Annotated in this window: 14 protein-coding genes and 1 pseudogene; 4 read left to right on the top strand and 11 right to left on the bottom strand. The window is 58.5% G+C overall.

Translation table 11 applies throughout. The features are described from left to right. Window positions 1-132: 132 nt before the first annotated feature. The 8 genes from rpmA to ABSG47_RS14830 form a co-directional block, all read right to left on the bottom strand. Complete coding sequence (rpmA, locus tag ABSG47_RS14865; protein ID WP_058187825.1) at window positions 133-396, bottom strand: 50S ribosomal protein L27; 264 nt, start codon at window positions 394-396, stop codon at window positions 133-135. Window positions 397-506: 110 nt separating this feature from the next. Continuing rightward, window positions 507-827 (bottom strand): 50S ribosomal protein L21, encoded by a 321-nt coding sequence (gene rplU / locus ABSG47_RS14860; RefSeq protein WP_424170476.1) that lies wholly within the window; start codon window positions 825-827, stop codon window positions 507-509. Window positions 828-1491: 664 nt separating this feature from the next. Beyond that, complete coding sequence (locus ABSG47_RS14855; protein WP_424170475.1) at window positions 1492-4260, bottom strand: ABC transporter permease; 2769 nt, start codon at window positions 4258-4260, stop codon at window positions 1492-1494. A gap of 23 nt (window positions 4261-4283) precedes the next feature. After that, complete coding sequence (locus ABSG47_RS14850) at window positions 4284-4607, bottom strand: PadR family transcriptional regulator (protein WP_424170474.1); 324 nt, start codon at window positions 4605-4607, stop codon at window positions 4284-4286. A 426-nt stretch (window positions 4608-5033) separates the two neighbouring features. After that, window positions 5034-8744: a TonB-dependent receptor gene (locus ABSG47_RS14845; protein WP_424170473.1), complete on the bottom strand. Its 3711-nt coding sequence runs from the start codon at window positions 8742-8744 to the stop codon at window positions 5034-5036. A 380-nt stretch (window positions 8745-9124) separates the two neighbouring features. Then, window positions 9125-11812, bottom strand: a complete 2688-nt coding sequence (locus ABSG47_RS14840) for an ABC transporter permease (protein WP_424170478.1) — start codon at window positions 11810-11812, stop codon at window positions 9125-9127. A gap of 21 nt (window positions 11813-11833) precedes the next feature. After that, window positions 11834-12184, bottom strand: coding sequence for a PadR family transcriptional regulator (locus ABSG47_RS14835; RefSeq protein ID WP_058187837.1), 351 nt, complete (start codon window positions 12182-12184; stop codon window positions 11834-11836). A gap of 222 nt (window positions 12185-12406) precedes the next feature. After that, complete coding sequence (locus ABSG47_RS14830) at window positions 12407-13801, bottom strand: serine hydrolase (protein ID WP_424170472.1); 1395 nt, start codon at window positions 13799-13801, stop codon at window positions 12407-12409. Between the two features lie 426 nt (window positions 13802-14227). Between ABSG47_RS14830 and ABSG47_RS14825 the strand changes: the two genes are divergently transcribed. Beyond that, window positions 14228-15406 (top strand): diflavin oxidoreductase, encoded by a 1179-nt coding sequence (locus tag ABSG47_RS14825; protein WP_424170471.1) that lies wholly within the window; start codon window positions 14228-14230, stop codon window positions 15404-15406. Here the strand turns inward: ABSG47_RS14825 and ABSG47_RS14820 are convergent. The 3 genes from ABSG47_RS14820 to ABSG47_RS14810 all read right to left on the bottom strand — a co-directional run bounded on the left by ABSG47_RS14820 (window position 15403) and on the right by ABSG47_RS14810 (window position 17608). Continuing rightward, window positions 15403-16272: a TIGR03435 family protein gene (locus tag ABSG47_RS14820; protein WP_424170470.1), complete on the bottom strand. Its 870-nt coding sequence runs from the start codon at window positions 16270-16272 to the stop codon at window positions 15403-15405. The two genes, ABSG47_RS14825 and ABSG47_RS14820, sit on opposite strands and share 4 nt — an antisense overlap. 76 nt (window positions 16273-16348) lie before the next feature. Continuing rightward, a complete protein-coding gene (locus ABSG47_RS14815) occupies window positions 16349-17197 on the bottom strand; it encodes a ferredoxin--NADP reductase (protein ID WP_424170469.1) in 849 nt (282 codons plus the stop codon). A gap of 48 nt (window positions 17198-17245) precedes the next feature. Then, window positions 17246-17608 carry a VOC family protein gene (locus ABSG47_RS14810; protein WP_424170468.1) on the bottom strand — a complete coding sequence of 121 codons (363 nt, stop codon included), beginning with the start codon at window positions 17606-17608 and terminating at the stop codon, window positions 17246-17248. Window positions 17609-17758: 150 nt separating this feature from the next. On the opposite strand from ABSG47_RS14810, the gene ABSG47_RS14805 reads away from it, so the two are divergent. The 3 genes and pseudogenes from ABSG47_RS14805 (at window position 17759) to ABSG47_RS14795 (ending at window position 19586) form a co-directional block, all read left to right on the top strand. Continuing rightward, a complete protein-coding gene (locus ABSG47_RS14805) occupies window positions 17759-17914 on the top strand; it encodes a hypothetical protein (protein WP_424170467.1) in 156 nt (51 codons plus the stop codon). A 276-nt stretch (window positions 17915-18190) separates the two neighbouring features. Then, window positions 18191-19415 (top strand): annotated as a pseudogene (locus ABSG47_RS14800) (amino acid permease); the annotation flags it as partial. Window positions 19416-19472: 57 nt separating this feature from the next. Further along, window positions 19473-19586 (top strand): amino acid permease C-terminal domain-containing protein, encoded by a 114-nt coding sequence (locus tag ABSG47_RS14795; protein ID WP_424170477.1) that lies wholly within the window; start codon window positions 19473-19475, stop codon window positions 19584-19586. The last annotated feature ends 202 nt before the right edge of the window (window positions 19587-19788 follow it).

Raw genomic sequence — 19788 nt, 5'->3', positions numbered from 1 at the left:
CCGGAGCCTGCCCTGAGCCCAGCCGAAGGGTCCTTGCAGTTGGGGGACTGGGATAGCACAAAGCCAACGCCGCCATAAACAAAAATGCCGCGGCAATCGCCGCGGCATTTTCCTGATCACTGACCCCTGTTCTTACTCCGCTGCCACGGGCTCAATCGAGGCAAAGCGCCCGAAGTTGCCGCGGTCGGAGAACTTCACGCGTCCGCTGATCTTGGCGAACAGCGTATCGTCTGAGCCGATGCCCACATTGGTGCCCGGCTTGATGCGTGTACCGCGCTGGCGAATGATGATCGACCCCCCGGTGACGAGCTGGCCGTCGCCTGCCTTCACGCCAAGCCGCTGTGCATTTGAGTCGCGTCCGTTTGTGGAGCTGCCTCCACCCTTTTTATGTGCCATTGCCGAATCCTCTCAAAGCAGCTATCAGCTATCAGCTTTTAGCTCTTAGTTTCAAATTTCTACAGCACAGCTCAGCAGGAAAAGCTGATAACTGATGGCTGAAAACTGTCTTACGCGCTGTACGTCACGCCATCGGCCTCAATGGCCTTGATGCGAACCTCGGTAAAATTCTGGCGGTGTCCCTGCAGCTTCTTGTACTGCTTCTTCCGCTTCAGGTGGAAGACCAGGATCTTCTGGCCACGGCCCTCGCCTACCACTTCGGCAGTCACCTTGGCCGCGCCCGGCTTCACAATGCCGTCGTTGCCGGAGACAGCGAGAACCTCGCTGAACTCAATGGTGTTGCCCTCGGACGGGATGACCGTCTCAATCTTCAAAACGTCGCCGGGGGCGACACGATACTGCTTACCACCGGTGCGAACAACAGCGTACATAAATCCTCCGGAGCTTTATGCGCACACGCGCCTGCTCCAACCAAAAATCCCAAAATACTCTGGGCGGAAACTTGCTTACCGTTGGCCTGCTTCCGGAACACTCCAGCTTTGGATAAACTCTCAAAGCGAGCGCCCGAACTATGGCAACTGGCATGAATCGCCAAACTAAGGTAGTTTATCGGCTTTCGCCGCTAAGGTCAATATCTCCGCGGTTTCCGATTGATGTAGCCCTTTGTTGCCCATTTTGGGGATCGTCATCCCAATTATGGGCCGGTAATGCGATGGGGCTCTCGCGGATGGAAGCTGCGTATTTCTGGTAGAAGTTCACGAGTTATCCTGTGCAAGGGTGATTTCTAAGTGATTTAATTTGTGGCGTTTGTGAGCGCCTGCACACTTCTAATGGAAATCTTTATGCGATCTTCATTTCGGGACTGTGCAGATATGTGCGGCACAGTTCCTGTGCCGCACAGGGGGACTGAAGGGGCTATGGGGACTAAGGGACTGCGGGAGATTTGAGTCATTGCTCCTCCTTTCGGCTGGTTTGCGGTGCTTTTCTGTGCTGATTATGAGTAAAGCACAAATGGGGTTAATTTTATGCAAACTATCTGATGGAGATTCAGCACGAAAGTTCAATGGACCAAAGTAATGGGAGCCGTGATCAAAATCATTCACACCGCAAAGAGACCATGGGATCGACGGCGGCTGCGCGGCGGGCAGGGAGCCATGCAGCAAGCACTGTGACTGCCGCGATGCCAGCCGTAGCTGCTACGAAAATCGTGGGATCGAAGGGACTCATCTGGTAGAGCTGCGCGCGGATCAGGCGAGCAGCGCCGAGGGCAATTGGAATGCCCAGGACCAGACCCGCAGCGAGCAAGATAAGCGACTCGCGCAGCACCATCCACTGCACGCCTGCCCCACTGGCACCCAGTGCAATGCGGATGCCGATCTCGTTGCCGCGGCGCGCCACGTTGAAGCTCATTACGCCGTACAGCCCAAGCGCCGCAAGCAGCACCGCAAGCAAAGCAAAGATGGCCGTGAGCCGCGAGACCAGTGTCTCCTGGCTCATGAAAACCTCCATGTGATCGTGCATGGTGTGAACCTGAAGGAGGGGCAGATTAGGGTCAATGCCTGCGATGGCGCTGCGAAGCTCGTTGATCGTGGATGCCGGGTCACCCTCCGTGCGCAGAAGGATCGTATGGGCAAAGCTGTCCTGATTGCCTGCGCCATTCTTATCCAGGATCTGCGCCATGGGTAGATAGACCATGCGGGGAGGCTCCTGGCGCGGGTTACCGGACTTGGTATCGCGCGCAATACCGACGATCTGCCACGGGCCTTCGACAGTATCGATGTCGATCTTCACCGTGTGCCCGACCGCATCTCCATTGGGGAAGAACTTGCGAGCAATGGTCTCGTTCACTACAGCTACCTTCATGCTGGTTGCGTTGTCTGTGGGCGAAATGGGCCGGCCGGCGATGATCGAAATTCCCGCGGTTTCAAAGTACTGGCCTGAAACACGGTTGAGCTCCGACCCCATGTCCTCCTTCGGGCCCGGTGTGTATCCGGAGAAATGGACGGAGGAACGCCATGCGCCGAAGCTGATGGGCGGCAATGCTGCAAGTGCCGCCGAGCGAACGCCCGGCATGGCCGACAAGCGATCCAATATGCGCTGATTCAAGGCCGGAGCCTGCTCCGGCTTGTAGCCTGCCAGGCTTACGGCCAGGTCAGCAATCAACAAATGCGTGCGCTCGAAACCGAAGTCCTGATTCTGGAGATTGCGGAGCGTACGCAGAAATAATCCGGCCCCCACGAGCAGCAGAAGGCAAAACATGATTTGCGCGGTAACGAGCGCCTTGGGCCACCAGCGGCTGGTACGTCCTCCGCTGCTTGCGGCCGTTCGTGTGCCGGCATTCATCGCCGGCATGGCCGAGGCCCGAGCCAGATGCAGCGCCGGAGCCAGACCGAAAAGCAAACCCGCAAAGATCGACACGCCCAGCGTGAACAGCAGAATCGCAGAGTCCGGCGAGGCATTGAGTGGAACATGGGCCACGCCCTGTGCAACAAAGGCGATGAGAGCACGCGTGGCGGTAAAAGCCAGGCCGAGTCCGAGCAGGCCGCCGGAAAGCGACAGCAGCAGCGCTTCCAGCATGCTCTGCAAGAGGATGCGTCCGCGGCTCGAGCCCAGGGCAAGACGCGTGGCTGTTTCGCGCTGCCGGGCAATGGCCCGGGCCAGCAGGAAATTGGCAAGGTTGGCGCACGCAATGAGCAGAACGACGCCTACGATTGCCATGAGGATCTTGAGGGAGTCGCCGTATTGAGAGCGAAGCTGCGAAACTCCGTGCGCGCCGGATATGAGCGGGATGGTGAGGCGCTCGATCTCCTGCTGCCGCGCTGCGGCAATGGTGTGACCTTCGCCTGCGCGAGTATAGCCGCGAGTCTGGCGATCGAGCCAGCCCTGGTCGGCGGCAAGCTGTGACTGAGGGCTTCGCCGCGCCGCCATGTGCAGGAAATAAAACGACCGCGGATTCAGAAAACCGTCCTGCTGGAAGATCGCTTTGGCCATCGTGATCGGCGCCCAGATCTCCGGGGGCTCCAGTTCCTGTTGAATGCCATGAAACGCCGGCGGCATCACGCCGATTACCGTAAACGGAGTGCCATTGATCGAGATGGACTTGCCGAGTATCGCGGGGTCCGACGAGAACGATTGCTGCCACAGGTGATAGCTGATCACCGCAACCGGGCTGCGGTCCGGAGCGTCGGCGTCCGATTGGATAACGGCGCGGCCAATCAACGGCTCTGCGCCGAGGACGCTGAAGAAGTTGCCGGAGACGAGATTCGCGTGAATCTGCTGCGCTCCGGCAGTGTTCGGGAAACGAACGTTCACCTGCGGCGAAAAACTGGTGTAGGCGGCGACGCCCTGGAATGGGCCGGGATCGGCTTCCAGTTGCCGCGCGAAATCGTAGGGGAACAAGTCAGCGGTACCGATATCGACGCCACCGAGAACGCCACCGCTGGTGGACTCCCCAAAGGTGACGAGCTGCTGCGGATCGCGTACCGGGAGCTGCTGCAAAAGAACCTGGCGGATGAGTGTGAAGATGGCCGTGTTTGCGCCGATGCCAAGGCCGAGCGACAGCACGGCAATCAGCGTGAAGCCGGGGCTATGCAACAATCCGCGAACGCAATGTTTCAGATCGCGCCAGAATATCTCCATCTTCGACTCCCATGTGGCGGAATAAATGTGGTGTTTGACTGCGTTGGAGCTGCCCATTTCAACGCGGGCTGCGTGAGCGGCCTGGTCCAGAGACATGCCGCGACGCATCTTGTCCGCCGTGGATGCTTCTACGAACTCGTGCAACTCATCGTCCATTTCGCGCTCTATACGATTGCGCTGGAACAGCGAACGGACGCCCTGTGCAATATTGCTTAGCAGCCCCATTCGAGCTCCTTCGGATTCTTCACTCAGGCTTCCATGATGCGAGCGATGGCGGACACCTGGCGGCTCCATGTCTCTGCTTCTTCTGAGAGCGCTTTGCGTCCGCGAGCAGTCAGCACATAGTATTTTGCGCGGCGGTTGTTCTCGCTTGCGCGCCACTCACTCTTGATGCGCCCTGCACGTTCCATGCGGGCCAGCGCCGGTAGTAATGAGCCAGGATTGATGCGAAAAACGTCTTTGCTCACCTGCTCGATGCGCAATGCCACTCCGTAACCGTGCATTGGCTCCAGTGCCAGGGTCTTCAGAATCAGCATTTCCAGCGTGCCTTGTACAACGTCTTGTTGGCCCATCTTGATTCGCTCCTCTTGATTGTCGAGAGGTTACGCGAATCTCCTCTCGATAGTCAAGAGGAAAAGATGTTAGATGTTCATGGCAATATCGTCTTGTGGGGGATTCATGCTGAGTATGGGGAGTCGATTTTACGAATTTCAAGCACTGAATGTGAAGACTCACCCTGGCAACAAAAGCAAATATACGGCGAGGTGAGGTGTCCGGATGTTGTGGTGGATGGGTGAAAAACAAAAGCAGGTCCTTCCCTCCGCCTGAAAGACGGCTACGGTCAGGATGACGGTCATTTTTGGGAGAGCGGACGGCTTCGCACAGATACAAGGATGACGGTCGTTGGCGGAGTGGGCGGGAGTGCTGTCCCATTCGTTCTCGCAAAAGACGCGAGAACGAATGGGGCACCCGAATGTTGTGGTGAACGATGGCTGGAGTTAGAAGCTGTAGCGCAGGGAGAGTTGCATTCTGCGGCCCTGGGTTAGCAGGGCGGTGTATTGGCCGTAGGTTGCGGTTCCGAAGTAGGGATCGTTGACTACGCTGTTGGGGTCGAAGCGGACTGCGTTGGTTACGTTGAAGGCTTCAGCGGCGAACTTGAACTGCTGGCGCTCGGTGACGGAGAAGATCTTCGAGATGCCGGTATCGACGGAGAAGTAGCCGTCGCCGCGGTAGTTGTTGCGGCTGCCGGTTTCGCCGGCGTAGGGTGGGCGGACGTTGTTGAGGGCCTGGTCGTGATTGGGGAAGGCATTGGGCTGGCCGAGAGCGTCATGCTTGTGGCCGCCGGATTTGATGGCACCGCTCTCGACGTTCCAGCTCTGATCGGCCCAGTCGGTGTTCCAGCCGAGTCCGTCAACGGAGCTGAAGGGAAGCCCGCTGGTCCAGTGGGTGAGGCCGCTGAGATTCCAGCCGCCGATGAAGAAGTTGGTGAACTTGTTAGCCTGGCTGGCGATGAGGCGGCCGCGGCCGAAGGGCAGCTCGTCCATGAGGTTGATGTTGACGGCGTGGCGGACATCATAGTCTGACGAGCCGCGATTTCCTTTGGGATTGTAGACGTTGATGATCTGCGAGAAAGAGCCGCCGTAGCTGGTGGCGGAGGGTCCGGTACGCTCGGCGTCGGAGCCAAGATCGATGGAGTGAGAGAAGGTGTAATAAGTGTCGAACTGCAGGCCGTGCGCGGGCTGCTGATGGAGCGCGAACTGGAGGCTGTGGTAGCTGCTGGTTCCCATGGAGGACCAGGCGTAGAGGGATGCGTACTGCGGATCAAAGAAGCTGGGGCAGAGCGATGCGCCGTTGGCGCAGGGCCGCTCGATGGTGTCGAGGATGAAGAGCGCGGATGCCTCGTTGCCGCGGAAGCCGGCTTCTGGGCCGGGCGAGTTGCCGAAGTAGGTCTGGTAGACGGCTTGGGTTGCGGTCATACCGCCGCCGGCCATCCAGGGGAACATGTTTTCCCAGTAAGGAATGGGCTTGACGTTCGAGACCGGCGTGGAGGCATCGTTGAGCTGATCGATCTGGCGCTCGGCAGTGTAGTAATCGACGCCGCTGACGGGATCGACGAGGTTGGTGGGCTCGGAGACGTCGCGCATCTGGAGGAGGCGGCGGCCAAGGCGGCCGGTGTAGGTGGATTCGAGCATGAGGCCCTTGCGGAGCTGGAGTTGATAGCCAAGGTTGAAGGCGTAGGAGTACGGGCTCTTGAGGCTCTGATCGACGCCCCAGGCGAGGTTGAGGTAATCGCCGGGGGTGAGGCTGGTGGGATTGATGGGCGGCAGGATGCTGAGTGGCACTGCGGTGGGTCCGCCGAAGCGGGGCGCGGTATCGACATCTGTGGCGCCGACGGGGGCCTGGTTGGCGGTGGAGGTGCCGAATTCGCCCTTCTGGTCGAAGGAGTCAACGATGCCCTGGCCGAAGTGATCGTAGTAAACGCCGAAGCCGGCGCGGATATTCAATTTTTGAGTTGGCTGCCAGGCAACGGCGAGGCGTGGGGCGAGATTGGCTTTGTCCATGTTCCAGAAGCCGGGAGCCTTGTTGGCTTTGCCGCCGGGGATGAAGGAGAAGTCGGGCTGAACGACCTGGCCTTTGGAGGCTCCGGACCAGCGATTGTCGAGCCACTGGCCGATGTTGACGTTGGGGACGACCTCCTGCCCGTTGCGCTCATAGGGCACCTGCAGGAGGGTTTGGCGGAGACCGAAGGTGAGGGTGAGATTGGGCTTGATCTTCCAACTGTCCTGCCCGTAGTACTCGGCCTCATTGGTGAGGAAGTGGCGGTTGACCCACTGGCCGGTGGGCAGTGGGGTGAGCTGGCCGCCGGTGAGCGAGTTGTTGTAGTACTGCTGGGCGAAGGTGATCATGCCGGTGGCGTCGGCGATGGCGGCATCGTACGAGGAGATGGAGGCGACGGTGGGGTAACCGAAGGCGTCGGGATCGAGATCGGAGCCGGTGCCGGCGATGGCGCCGAGGCCGAGATCGACGTAGGTTACTTCAGCGGTGTTGAAGAGTGTGGCGTCTGAAGAGCGGTTGTTGAAGATGAGGCGATAGTTTCCGCCGAACTGGAGAGTGTGATTGCCTTTGACCCAGGTGATGTCGTCTGCGATGTTGTGCGTGGGGACGCTTACGACTTCAGATGTATTGCCGGTGCCGATGAGGTTGGAGATGCCGGAGATGGTGACGTAGGGTGTGGTTGTGCTGCCGCGGTTGGCATAGCCCTGGCGGACGAGGCCGTAACGGAGATTGTTGACGAGGGTAGGCGAGAGGGTCCAGGTGTCGCCGGCGGCGATGCCCTTGGAGTTGTCGAAGATTTCGTAGCTGGCGGGCGAGCCGGGAAACTGGATGGGGCCGGTGGTGTGATCGTCCTGGAGATTGCCGCGGACGAAGAGATGGTGGCGGTCGTTGGGGGCGAAGTCTAACTTGGCGATGACGGTGTTCAGGTTGATGGGGTTGGGTGAGGCGAAGGTGTAAGAAGCGGTGTTGACGCCGTCGCCTTCCTGGACGCCGTTGGGCTCAGGGAGCTGGCCGAGGTAGGTCATCATGGCAGGATCGACGCCGGGACCGAGAGGACAGGAGCCGAGCGAGGAGCAAAGGGGATCCATGCCGGCGATTTCTGTGGGCGTGAGGGTGACCGAGCCGTTGGAGCTGGTGTAAATGACGTTGCCGGAGCGGAGGCTGTCAGTAGGTACGCCGCGAATCTCCTGCGCGCTTTCGGCAGTGTGCTGGCCTTCATAGGCAGTGAAGAAGAAGAGCTTGTCTTTGTGGATGGGCGCGCCGAAGGAGCCTCCGAAGGTGTTGCGGAGGAGCTTGCCGGGGATGTTCGGGAGGCCGCTCGATAGCTCGGCCTGCTTGTTGAACCAGTCGTTGGCGACGGTGTTGGTGGGGCGGTAATACTCGTAGGCGCTGCCGTGGAATTTGTTGGTTCCACCGCGGGTTACGAGGGCGACCTGCGCGCCGGAGGAACGGCCGGAGTCGGCATTGGCGTTGGTGGTGACGACGCGGAACTCTTCTACGGAATCGCGGGTGGAGCGGAGGATGCCGGTGAAGGCGTAGCCCTTGTTCTGGTCGTTGTCGTCGAGGCCGTCGAGGGTGACGTTGCTCTGATCGGAACGCGCGCCGTCTACGGCGCCGGAGCGGGAATCGGTGTCCTGCTGCTGGGTGGTTTTGTCGCCAAGGAAGAGAACGCCGGCCTGGAGGCTGAGCAGGTCGAGGACGTTGTTGCCTTCAAAGGGGAGGGCCTGGATCTGCTTGGTGTCGAAGGGAGTACCGATGGTGGCGTCGTTGGTGTTGAGGGCTGAGAGGGTATCGACGACTTCGACGGTTTCTGTGGCGGAAGATGCGACGCCGAGCTTGAAATCGATGGTGCGGGGCTGGTTGACGAGGAGCTCGACGATTTGCTTCTGCGGAGCGAAGCCGGGAGCCTCGGCCACAACGGTGTAGGTGCCGGGCGTGATCTGCTCAAAGGCGTATTCGCCGCGATCGCCGGAGATGTGCTCGGCTTTGAAGCCCGTTTCCGGGGCAATGATGGTGAGTTTTGCCCTGGAGATGAGCGCGCCGGAGGGATCGGTGATGGTGCCGTGCAGGGCGGTGACGGCGGTCTGGGCAAGAGCCGTGATGGGTGCGGCGATGGCGCAGATGAGCAGGAGCAGTATGCGGTAATGCCTCATAGAGATTGCCTCCGAAATTGATGCAAGATGCGACTCCGCTGCGCCCGCTTGGGCGGTGAGCGGCATGGGTTCTGAGATAGCTGTGCGCTCTCCGCCAGCGAGGTGTGCGAGGAGTTGGCGCGAAGTTTTGAGTGCTATGAGCGTTCGGTCAGCGAAGGGCCAAGCAAGCGATCTTCAGGGAATTGGCTTATAGGGAGGCTGTCAGGCGGGGTATGGGGAACGCATAAAGATAAAGAATTTCGATGGCGGGGAGAAAAGCAGCTTTTAGCTGTTAGCTCGGTGGTGGGAGAACGCATGGGAGTGCTGTCCCACTCATGCGCGATACAACCGCGCACGAATGGGGCACCCAGCTTTTGTGGCGGGAAAAGATTGAAAGCGGCTTAGTTGCTGCGGAGGGCGACCATGGGGTTGATGCGTGAGGCGCGGCGTGCCGGCAGATAGCCGGAGATAACGGCGACGGCGATGAGGGTGAGCGCCATGCAGAGGAATGTTGTTGTGTCCCAAGGGGAGACATCAAAGAGCATGATGGCGATGAGGCGGGCTGCGGCGAGTGAGGCCACAGTGCCAAGGACGATGCCGATAAGGGCAAGGCGGAGGGTGCTGGTGAGGACCAGACGCTGCACGCGGGCGGCGCTGGAGCCAAGGGCCATGCGGATGCCGATCTCCTGCGTCTGGCGCGTGACGGAGTACGAGATAACGCCGTAGATGCCGAGTGCGGCGAGAATCAGGCCGAGCGTGGCGAAGGATACGACGAGCAGCATGAAGAAACGGCGCGGCGAGTTGGCGTGGTCGATGAGCGTCTGGATGGGCAGAAACTCGGCATTGGTCTGCTTGGGGTTGAGGTCTTTGAGGACGTGCATGACGCTGGTGGCGAGAGCAGCTGGCGGCAGCGTGGTGCGCAGGACCAACTGTGCCCCGTTGGGACCGGTCTGCATCATGGAGTAGTAGATCTGCCAACCGGTGGGGGCTTCCACGTTGTCGGCGTGGACGTCACCCACGACACCAACGACGCGTGCATGATCGAATTGACCAGCGTTGATGAGGATTTTTCCCACCGCGTCTTCATTGGGCCAGAGGTAGCGGGCCATGCCGGCACTGATGAGCACGACGCCTTCGCCTGTGGAACCGTCGTCCCATGTAAAGTCACGACCGTGCACTCTCATGCCCATGGCGCGGACGTAGCCGGGAGAGACCACGTAGACAAGCGGACTGTCTGCACCGCGAAAGTCGTCGGGGTTGCGGCCCTGCGGAGTTGGCACTCCCCACGCGCGGTTACGGCCGAGCGGCAGGTAGTCGGAGGTTCCGGCAGCCTCGATGCCGGGAATGGCGGTGATACGAGAGATGATCTGCTGAAAGATGACGCCGCGCTTCGCGGCGCTCAATGCACCTGTTCTGTCGTTGGGAACGTTGTCGTCGTAATCGACGTTGACGGCGGCGGAGTGCGCTGACTCAAAGCCGAGGTCGAGATTGACGACTTTGAGGAAGCTGCGTAGCAGAAGGCCTGCGCCAACTAACAACATGCAGGCAAGTGCTACCTCTGTAACGACGAGGATGGAACGAACACGCTCGTGTTTGCGGCTCTGGCCGGTTCCAGTGCCGGAATCCTTGATAGCTTCCTGCAGATTGACGCCTGCCATGCGAATACCGGGGAGAAGACCGAAGCAGGCAGCTGTGACGATGGCGATCAGGACGGTCCAGAGGAGGGAGCTCATGTCAATGTGCAGCGTGGCGAGCAGCGGCAAAGCGACGGAGCCCTGATGTGAAAGCCAGAAGAGCAGCGTGCCGGCAAGCACGAGACCGAGTACCGCTCCAGCGGCGGAGAGCGTGAAGCTTTCTGTGAGGAGCTGGCGGATAATACGCGCGCGGCTTGCGCCGAGAGCGCCGCGCATGGCGAACTCCTTGGAGCGGGCGGAGGCGCGAGCGAGCAGAAGGTTGGAGAGATTGACGCAGGCGATGAGGAGGATGGCTCCGACTGCCGACCAGAGGACGATGAGCGAACGCCGGAGCTTGCCGCTGACGTAGTCCTTGAGTGGGACGGGAACGAGCGAACCTGTGTATTGTCCAAGCGTGTTGGGTATTGATTTGCGGAAGTAGAGCCTGGGCGCGACGATGGCGGCTTCCGCCTTTGCCTGTTCCACGGTGACGCCGGGCTTCATGCGGCCGAGCAACGTGACGATGTTGCCGTAGTTGCGGTCCTGGTCGAGGTTGAGCGGCGTGAAGGCGTCGTAACGCGAGCCGGGCTGGAAGACCGCGCCGAAGTCGAAGCTGGCAGGCAGCACGCCGATGACGGTGGTCTGGGTGCCGCTGATGTCGATGGCTTTACCCACGATGTTGGGGTCGCCATTGAACTGGTGTTTCCACCATCCATTCGAAAGAAGAATGACCGGTGCCGCGCCGTTTCGAGAGTCGGCGGGCGTGAAGAGGCGGCCCATCTGCGGCTGTACACCGAGGACCTGGAAGAAGTTGGTGATGACGTCGATGCCGGTGGCGGGAATGGGATCGCTCTGGCCGATTTTGAGACTCAGATTGTCAGGGCCGGAGAAGGCGAAGTAGCCGGTGATGTCCTGATAGGAGCGGCTCATGTCGCGGAACTCTTCATAGCCGTCTGAAGAGTAGGTAGCGCAGGACTGGCCGCACTTGGTGGGGGGCGGGGCGATCCAGACAAGCTGATGCGCGTTGGGAAATGGCAGCGGACGCAGGAGCAGCGTGTTTACCACCGAGAAGACGGCGATGTTTGCGCCGATGGCGAGGGCGAGAATGAGCACAGCGACGGTGGTGAAGCCCGCGTCGCGACGGAGAGTGCGGAGAGTGTAACGAATGTCCTGGCCGAGGTCATTCCAGTAATCCACGAGGTGCTTTTTGCGTTCCATTTTGTCTCCCATGTGTACGCCGATTTCTTCGATTTCCTGAACCCGGCCAAATTGGCGGTATGCTTCATGGCGCGCTGCTTCGGGACTCATTCCGTCGGCAATGAGATCGGCGATTTTGGACTCGATGTGAAAGTCGAGCTCATCGCGAACATCTGCTGCGGAATCGTGACCGAAGAAGCGGTCGTAGCGCCGCCAAATGGGCAGTTTGTTTATGGCTTACTACTCCGTAAACGCGAGCTGAGTGGCGCCCAGCACACGAGAGACGGCTTCAGCATACGCCTCCCAGGCGGCGCGCTCCTCATTGAGCTGCTTTTTGCCCGCCGGCGTGAGGCGATAAAACTTGGCCTTGCGGTTGTTTTCCGACAAGCCCCATTCCGAGACGAGAAATTCTTTACTCTCCAGCCGCCAGAGGGCCGGATAGAGAGTGCCTTCTTCGACGAGCAGGACATCCCCACTGTGCTGGCGGATGAAGGATGTGACAGCGTAGCCGTGCTGCGGACCCCAGAAGAGGGCTTTGAGGATGAGTACGTCGAGGGTTCCGCGAAGGAGTTCGAGTTTGGTTTTTTGCATTGGCTCCCCTTTGGTTACTAGGGGAGTGTCGCATGATTCCCCTAGGAATGCAAGGGGAAGTTAAAACTCATTTATTTTTTCTATGGGTTACGATCATCCGCATGGCTGCGAGGGCGGCGGATGCGCCCATTACGAAGATGGAAAGAAGCGCGGAAACGGCAAGAATAGTTCTGGTCTGCCACGCGTGTCCTGCTGCGGTAGGTGGGCACGTCACACCATGCGTTATGGCTTCGATGTTTCTTGCATCTCCGTGATAGCCTTTTTCGCGCCCTCACTGTCCGGCTTAAGCGCCAACGACCGCCGGTAGGCGTCCAGCGATTCCGGGATATGGTTACCCTTCCGCAGAGCTTCCCCGTAACTGTCCCATACGTTCCAGCTTTGTGGGAAAAGCACGGTATTGGTGTGCAGCACATCGATAGCAGCATCCAGATGAATGTCTTCGGGCAGATGATAGTAGTTGTTCGCCCCCATCAGCTCATAGGCCATCGAATTCATCTCGTCTTCTGACAGCTCAACCGTGCCTGCTTCATTGCGCAACGTTGGGAGCAATTGATGCGCAGCGTCCGGGCCATCCTTCAGGAGAGTCTGTACATACAGCCGGGCGGCGCTCTTACGCGGTGCCGCTACGGCTTGCCCATTGAGAATCTTCAGCGCACGGCTAGCGATTTCATGCGCGTTCGAATGGGTATTGTCAAAAACAATCACAGTCTGGTCGCGAGTGAGGTTTCGCAACAGCACACAACTTAGGCCGGTAGCCCCGCCACTGTGATACACCACATGGCCCAATACCGAATCCGGCTCAATTTCCCATCCCAGCCCGAAAACATCCGTCTTCTTCGGTTCTAACCGGGGAACGATCGGCGTGTAGGCAAGCTCCTGCATCAGCTTGCCAAGAAGCAACCCGCGCCTGAACGCTGTGTCGAACTTTAGCAGGTCTCGCATTGTGCTCACATAGTCGCCAAAGCCCGAAAATGCATAACTGTGCCAGTACTGGCGGATATAAGGAACCGTATTGGCCCGCACCGGGGTATCGGAGTAAGGGTGTGCGTAGATGTGCGGGTATGCAAATGTCTTTGAATCAAACTCGTTGTACTGCAGCGGCAATGGAATGAACTTCGTATCATGCATGTCTGCAGGCCGCAGTATGTGTTTCTCAATGTAGTCCGGATAAGGCTCACCACTTACTTTCTCTAATACCAGGGCGAGCACGATGTAATTGATGTTGTCGTAATTTTCCTTGTCGCCCGGAGCATAAAGTAACGGGATGTGACTTGCACTGACGACCGAAAGAAAGTCTGCATTCGTAAACACGCGTTCCTGCGAAGCATGCCAAAGGGGATCGAAATAGGTGTTGTACGACGGAAGACCAGACTTGTGAGAGAGTAGATGCCGCAGCTTGATCTCCCGGTACGGAAACGTCGGCAGATAGTCGGTAACCGGATCGTCTATATGTAGTTTTCCAGCTTGAGCGAGTTGAAGAATGCCCGTAGCGGTCAGGAGCTTGGATATGGAAGCAATCGGAAACTGAACATCTGGAGTGTTCAGCCGGTGGTCTGAAAAATCAGCATATCCAAAGGACTTTTCGTAAACAACTTTGCCACTCTGAGTAATAAGCACGCCGCCATTGAACTGCCAGTTCTCTACCAGGAGACGGAAATCCTCATCGAGTGCTGCCTGCTGCCCAAACCCATAGCGTGAGCTGAACAGGGTCAGAAATATAAGTACCGGAAGCCAAGCCAGCCTTCTACTCCCTCGTCGGTGCATGCTCGCAGCAATGCCATAACTGTGCTGCGTACCCCAGGCGAGGGCTTTCAGTGTGTCGCGAAGGCGTTCGAGCTGAAGTTTAGGCATTGTCTCCCCTTTGGTTACTAGGGGAGTGTCGCATGGTTCCCCTAGGAATGCAAGGGGAAATACGGGCGAGCGCAGCCACAGATCGTGCAGTTACACTCCTGATAACTGTGATTCATGATCCGCACGCTTGCATCAGCATCCGGTGAGAGTGCGTCTAATAACTAGCGGTCCACCAAAGGAGAACAAAAACGGATGCAACTCGAAGCGAACGAGGCCATCAATGCCCGTGGCGAAGAAGGGGCTGAAACTTACTCTCGCAAGAATCCATATACTGCCGCTGTTTTGGTGAACCGCCTGCTGACGGGGCCGGACTCAGAGAAAGAGACCCGGCATATTGAGGTATCGCTGGAAGGATCAGGCGTTCAATATCTTCCGGGAGACTCGCTGGGTGTGCTGCCCGAGAACCGTTCTGACATGGTGCAGGAAGCGCTGCAACTTCTGGATTTCAGAGGCGACGAGCCGGTGAAGGATTTTTATGGCGGAGCGCTTCAGCTTCGCGAGGCGCTGACATCATGGCTGGTGATCGGCAAGATGTCCCATTCCACCGTGAAAGCCTGGGCAAAACATACAGGCAACGCGGAGCTGGCGGCATTGGTATTGCCGGAAAACAGAAGTAAGCTCGACGACTATCTTTGGGGGCGGGAGTTTCGCGATTTACTGCAGCAGTTCCCGGCGAAGCTGGAAGATCCTCAGCAGCTTTTCAAGATTCTTCCTCGCCTGGCTCCAAGACTGTACTCGATCTCGTCAAGCCAGGCGCTTCATCCGACGACTGTACACATGTCGGTGCGTATTGTGCGCTACGAGAGTTATGAGCGCGAGAGACTCGGAGTCTGTTCGGGACAGCTTGGTGAACGCTCGCCGCTTGGAGCGGCGCTGCCCACGTTTATTCACTCCAACCATCTGTTTCGTTTGCCGGAGAATCCGGATGCGCCGGTGATTATGGTGGGGCCGGGTACGGGGCTGGCACCATTTCGGGCGTTCCTGGAACATAAACAGGCTGGATGCGGACGCTGGCCGATGTGGCTCTTCTTCGGCGAGCAGCGGGAGCATCAGGATTTTCTGTATCGGGAAGAAATGTACGCATGGCTGGAAAACGGCGTGATGCAGCGCCTGGACACCGCGTTCTCGCGCGATCAGCAGAAGAAGATCTATGTGCAGGACCGGATACGCGAGCAGTCCGCACTGCTGTGGGAGTGGCTGGAGCGGGGCGCGTATTTCTATGTCTGCGGCGATTCGAAACGGATGGCTCCGGATGTGGAATCGGCGGTGATAGAAGCCGTTGCGACGCATAGCGGCAAGGGGATGGAATATGGAGCGGCGTATGTGGCGGAGATGATCAAGCAGAAGCGTTATATGCGGGATGTGTACTAATTGTCTGAAGGTTTGTCAGCGGAGTCAACTACGTAGGTTGTCAAATCCATCTTGCGCGCTTCGAACTTCATTCCCAGGGCTTGCTCAAGCTCCCCCATCGCTTCGTTGTCATCCTGGCGCGGCGTCGGGAACGAGATATCGTAATAGCCCTTCAGCCCGGTTTCGTCGATCACGGGGCGGTCTGCGTGGCTGCTGAATTCTATCTGCCCAAGTACGTCGTTAATCTTCACCGCTGTCGCAGTACAGTGATCGCCGGTGCAGGTGATCACTCCGGGGAAGGGCTTGTCAGGATTCTCTCTCTGATAGTTTTTCATCGCTTCCATCCAGTCGCCCTGCATTTCGGGTGGCGCAGGCACCTCCTTTATTTTGGCTCCGCCCTTGGCCTGCAGCAGCGCATAAACTGGTGTGGGTCGAGGTTCGGAGTGGACCTTCAGATGGAACCGCTCCTCCAGCATCGCCTGCACCATCGGGCGCATGCGATTGGTTCGTTCCGCGTTGGATAGCTTCTCAAACGAGGGATCATCGGTCTTTGCCTCGATGTCCCAATTCTGCGATTCCATCCAGCCCTTGCCGCCGGAGATCATCTGACGGTTGAGACTTCCATTCAGATAGGCAAACTGCACCAGGAAATTCAGCGACACACTGTGGGTCTCAAAGGTGCCGCCGGTCATTCGGAAGCCTGTCCAGCCGCCCGACTGACCCGACCTGTCTCCTGATGGCCGTATGCTCGCCACGTCGAACTTTGCCGGCATGGTGGCTGCGGACCCGCTGGTTGCGGATGGGCTGGACTGGCTTTGCGCGCTGCCTTGCGCCATGAGGAGGGTGAGCACTGCGAGGAGCAGGGGTCTACCGTAGCTGCTTGCCATGGTTATTCTCCTTGGCGGCTTACAGATGATTTTGTTGCGTGCTCAATTTTATCTGGGAAGTTTCTATCCGGGAAGTTCAGTCGTAGCGCTCGGCGATGATCTGCTTTCTGTGCCAGCCGTAGCTGGTGAGCTTTTCTCGCACGGAAGTGATCATGTTGCTGAGGCCGCAGATGTAGGCATTGATGTCGAATGTAAGATCGGCGGGCCGGATGGTGGGATCGACTGGCGCTAGCGGAAGAGTTTGGCCGAGTTTGGCGGCGCGCTCTTCGATGATTCTGGCGACGTGCTCCTGAACGTGGCCGCGGAGGCCTGTCCATTCTTCCCCGGCGCGGCTGAGGGTGGGAATGTAATGGAAGTTGGGGTGTTTGGCGGCGAGGGCCTCGAACTCTTCGCGGTAGTAGAGTTCGGACTCGTGGCGGGTGCCGTAGACGCACCAGATTTCTTTGCCTTCGCTGCGGTCCAGGCTGGCGTTTGGGCCGTTCTCAGGGAAAAGCCACTGCGCGAAAGCGCGCATGGGCGCGATACCGGTGCCGGTGGAGATCAGGATGGAATCGGTGATGGGCTGCTTGAGCACAAAATAGCCGTAGGGGCCGTGCATGGCTACGGTGGAACCTGGGGCCAAGTCCGCGAGATAGTTCGAAAAGAAGCCGCCGCCGGTGCGATTGGCGCACAGGTCGAGTATGTTCCCAGAGCGGATGTTGCTGGGCCGGTTGCTGTTGTTTGCCGAGGCTATGGAGTAGGCGCGGGTCTGTTCCTTGCCGCTGGGGTCGTTGGCGACGAGCGAGACGAACTGGCCTGCGGTGAAGGGGAAATCCGGAACGTTATTGCCATCTGAAGACACGGCGAATTCGAAGTGATAGCACTGGGCGGATTCCGAGATGCACTCTTTGCGTTCCAGCCGTGCGGTGTATAGGGTTCGTTCCAAGGCGGCGCTCATTTACAAGACTAGGATAAAGCCCGAAAGGAAGGCTCGTCAGCGGCTGGATAGCTGGATCGGATTGCCGTCGGGGTCTTTGCCGTCGCAGAGAGTGAGGACTTCGCCTTGACGAACTTTTCCGAACTTTGCGCCGCGGGCTACGAGGGTTTCGCGAAGTGCGGCGACGTCGGGGGCGTGGAAGGCGATCTTGGGACCTTTGCGGCCTGGCGATGCGGGGCCGGAGTGCAGAGCGATGGATGCGCTGCCGGCGGCGAATTCGCGCCAGCCTTTCTCCTCGGAGATGAGTTTCAGGCCGAGAATGCGACCGTAAAAGTCGCTCATGGCGTCTATTTGCGCAGTGAAGAGGATGACGCGCGCCATCTTCATGGGAGGCAGCTTGACGGGGGTATTTATGGCCATGCGTCGAGGATAGCGCAGAGATCTGGAGGGTGTGAATCTGGTTTTACCTTGGTTTCAAACGAGATGGCTGATACGATAGAAAATATATGTGCGGGCCGCGTGGTTTCAGTGGCCGGGCGCAGAAGATTTTTGAGGAATGAGGAATTTGCAGTGGCGAATACCACCAAGATTGAAGACAAGGTAGAACGCAAGAAAGTAAAGCGCACGGCCCGCAAGAAGGCTGCTCCGAAGGCGAAGCGGACGACCCCTCGCGGCAGCAATAAACAGAGGGTGAAGCAACTGTCGCGCGGTCAATCGAAGCGGTAGTTGAACCCGAGACAGGATTCGCGCCCGGTGGAGTCACTCTGCCGGGCGCGAGGCTTTGTGGCCTCTTTCGCGGCATAAAGAAATCTCCATTCGGGAACAAGGTAGCGGCGTGTATGCTGAATCTTCTCGGAAAGTTGAGAAGGAGAAACGCACCTGGCCAGCCAGCTTCTTGCCCGTAAATCCATTGACAAGCTGATCCGCGATTCGGAGTCTCCGGAGCACGCGCTGAAGAAGACGCTTGGTCCGTGGTCGCTGACCGCGCTGGGCATTGGCGCGGTGATCGGCTCGGGGATTTTTACCGTGATCGGCACGGCGATTGCGGGCGAACAGTTCGACACGTCAAGCATTGTCAATACGCCACTGGCGGATTACCTGATTCATCACACGGCTCTGGCCGGACGGCCCGGTGCCGGTCCGGCGATTGCGGTTTCGCTGATACTGGTGGCGATTGTGTGCGCGCTGACGGGGCTCTGTTATGCAGAGCTGGCGTCGATGATTCCGATTGCGGGTTCGGCATACACGTATACATACGCGACGCTGGGTGAGTTGGTGGCGTGGATCATTGGATGGGATTTGATCCTGGAGTATGCGGGATCGAATATGACGGTGAGCGTGGGTTTTGCCGCGCACGTGGTGGATCTGCTGGACTGGCTGGGGCTGCATCCGCCCGCTACGTGGATTTCACCTGCGTATCTGCCGGAGGGATTGCAAGACCTGGCGGGGAACTGGATCTATCACCCGGGTTGGCACTTCGGGTTTAATATTCCGGCGTTCCTGGTAGTACTGCTGCTGACCGTGGTTCTGGTGCGGGGCATTCGTGAGTCGGCTTCGACGAACAACATGATGGTGGGCGTGAAGCTCATTGCGATCATGATCTTTATCACTGCGGCGATCCATTACATTCATCCGACAAACTGGCATCCGTTTATGCCGAATGGGTTCAGCGGAGTGCTGACGGGCGGGTCGATTATTTTCTTCACATATATCGGCTTCGATTCGGTTTCGACGGCGGCGGAGGAGTGCAAGCGGCCGCAGCGGGATCTGCCGATTGGGATTATTGCCACCCTGATCATTTGCACCGTGCTGTACGTGGCCGTGGCGGTGTGCCTGACGGGCCTGGTGCCGTGGCACTCCATGGTGGGCGATGCGGCGCCGGTGGTGAATGCGCTTAAAAAGCTGTCGGTGCTGCCGGGTGGGCATCCGCTGCATTGGGTGCGGCTGGTGGTGCCTGCTGGTGTATCAGCTTGGGCAGTCGCGCGTGTGGTTCTCCATGTCGCGCGATGGTCTTCTGCCGAAGATTTTTTCAGATGTGCATAAGATTTATCGCACGCCGGCGTTTTCGACCTGGGTGGCAGGGTTTGTGGTGGCCATTCCGTCGGGACTGTTTGATATCGGGACGCTCGCCAATCTTTCGAATATCGGCACGCTGTTTGCTTTTGTGCTGGTTTCAATTGGTGTGATCGTGCTGCGTTATCGCGAGCCGGAGCGGCATCGCGGTTTTCGTGTTCCCGGCGGGCCGATTATTCCTGCGTTAAGCGTGATCTTCTGCTTCGTTCTGATGTCCGGGCTGGACATTCTGACATGGATACGCTTCTTTGGCTGGCTGGTGATTGGGCTGGTGGTTTACTTCTTCTACAGTCGGCATCGGAGTGAGTTCGCGGGACGGCGATAGGTTCATCTGGCTATGAATCCTGTGTGCGCGGAAGTGCCGCATGAAGCTTAAAACTCGCCAATGGCTGATGCTGATAGCAGCGGTCCTGATTGTACTTACGCTTGCCTGGTGGTGGATGCCAGATCCAAGGATATTTACTGCGAAGCGCGATATTGGCGGGATCGAAGCATTTCGGAAGGCGAACGGAAGATTGCCGAATTCC

Source organism: Occallatibacter sp. (assembly GCF_049510455.1).
Classification (GTDB): domain Bacteria; phylum Acidobacteriota; class Terriglobia; order Terriglobales; family Acidobacteriaceae; genus Telmatobacter.
The sequence above is the reverse complement of the archived record's forward strand: the minus strand, read 5'-3'. Positions and strand labels throughout refer to the sequence as shown.

Coding starts and splice junctions, on each gene's coding strand:
- rplU (WP_424170476.1), bottom strand. CDS start 827: ATGTACGCTGTTGTTCGCACCGGTGGTAAGCAGTATCGTGTCGCCCCC.
- ABSG47_RS14850 (WP_424170474.1), bottom strand. CDS start 4,607: ATGGGCCAACAAGACGTTGTACAAGGCACGCTGGAAATGCTGATTCTG.
- ABSG47_RS14820 (WP_424170470.1), bottom strand. CDS start 16,272: ATGGCAAGCAGCTACGGTAGACCCCTGCTCCTCGCAGTGCTCACCCTC.
- ABSG47_RS14855 (WP_424170475.1), bottom strand. CDS start 4,260: ATGGGGCTGCTAAGCAATATTGCACAGGGCGTCCGTTCGCTGTTCCAG.
- ABSG47_RS14810 (WP_424170468.1), bottom strand. CDS start 17,608: ATGGCCATAAATACCCCCGTCAAGCTGCCTCCCATGAAGATGGCGCGC.
- ABSG47_RS14795 (WP_424170477.1), top strand. CDS start 19,473: ATGTCCGGGCTGGACATTCTGACATGGATACGCTTCTTTGGCTGGCTG.
- ABSG47_RS14835 (WP_058187837.1), bottom strand. CDS start 12,184: ATGCAAAAAACCAAACTCGAACTCCTTCGCGGAACCCTCGACGTACTC.
- rpmA (WP_058187825.1), bottom strand. CDS start 396: ATGGCACATAAAAAGGGTGGAGGCAGCTCCACAAACGGACGCGACTCA.
- ABSG47_RS14845 (WP_424170473.1), bottom strand. CDS start 8,744: ATGAGGCATTACCGCATACTGCTCCTGCTCATCTGCGCCATCGCCGCA.
- ABSG47_RS14825 (WP_424170471.1), top strand. CDS start 14,228: ATGCAACTCGAAGCGAACGAGGCCATCAATGCCCGTGGCGAAGAAGGG.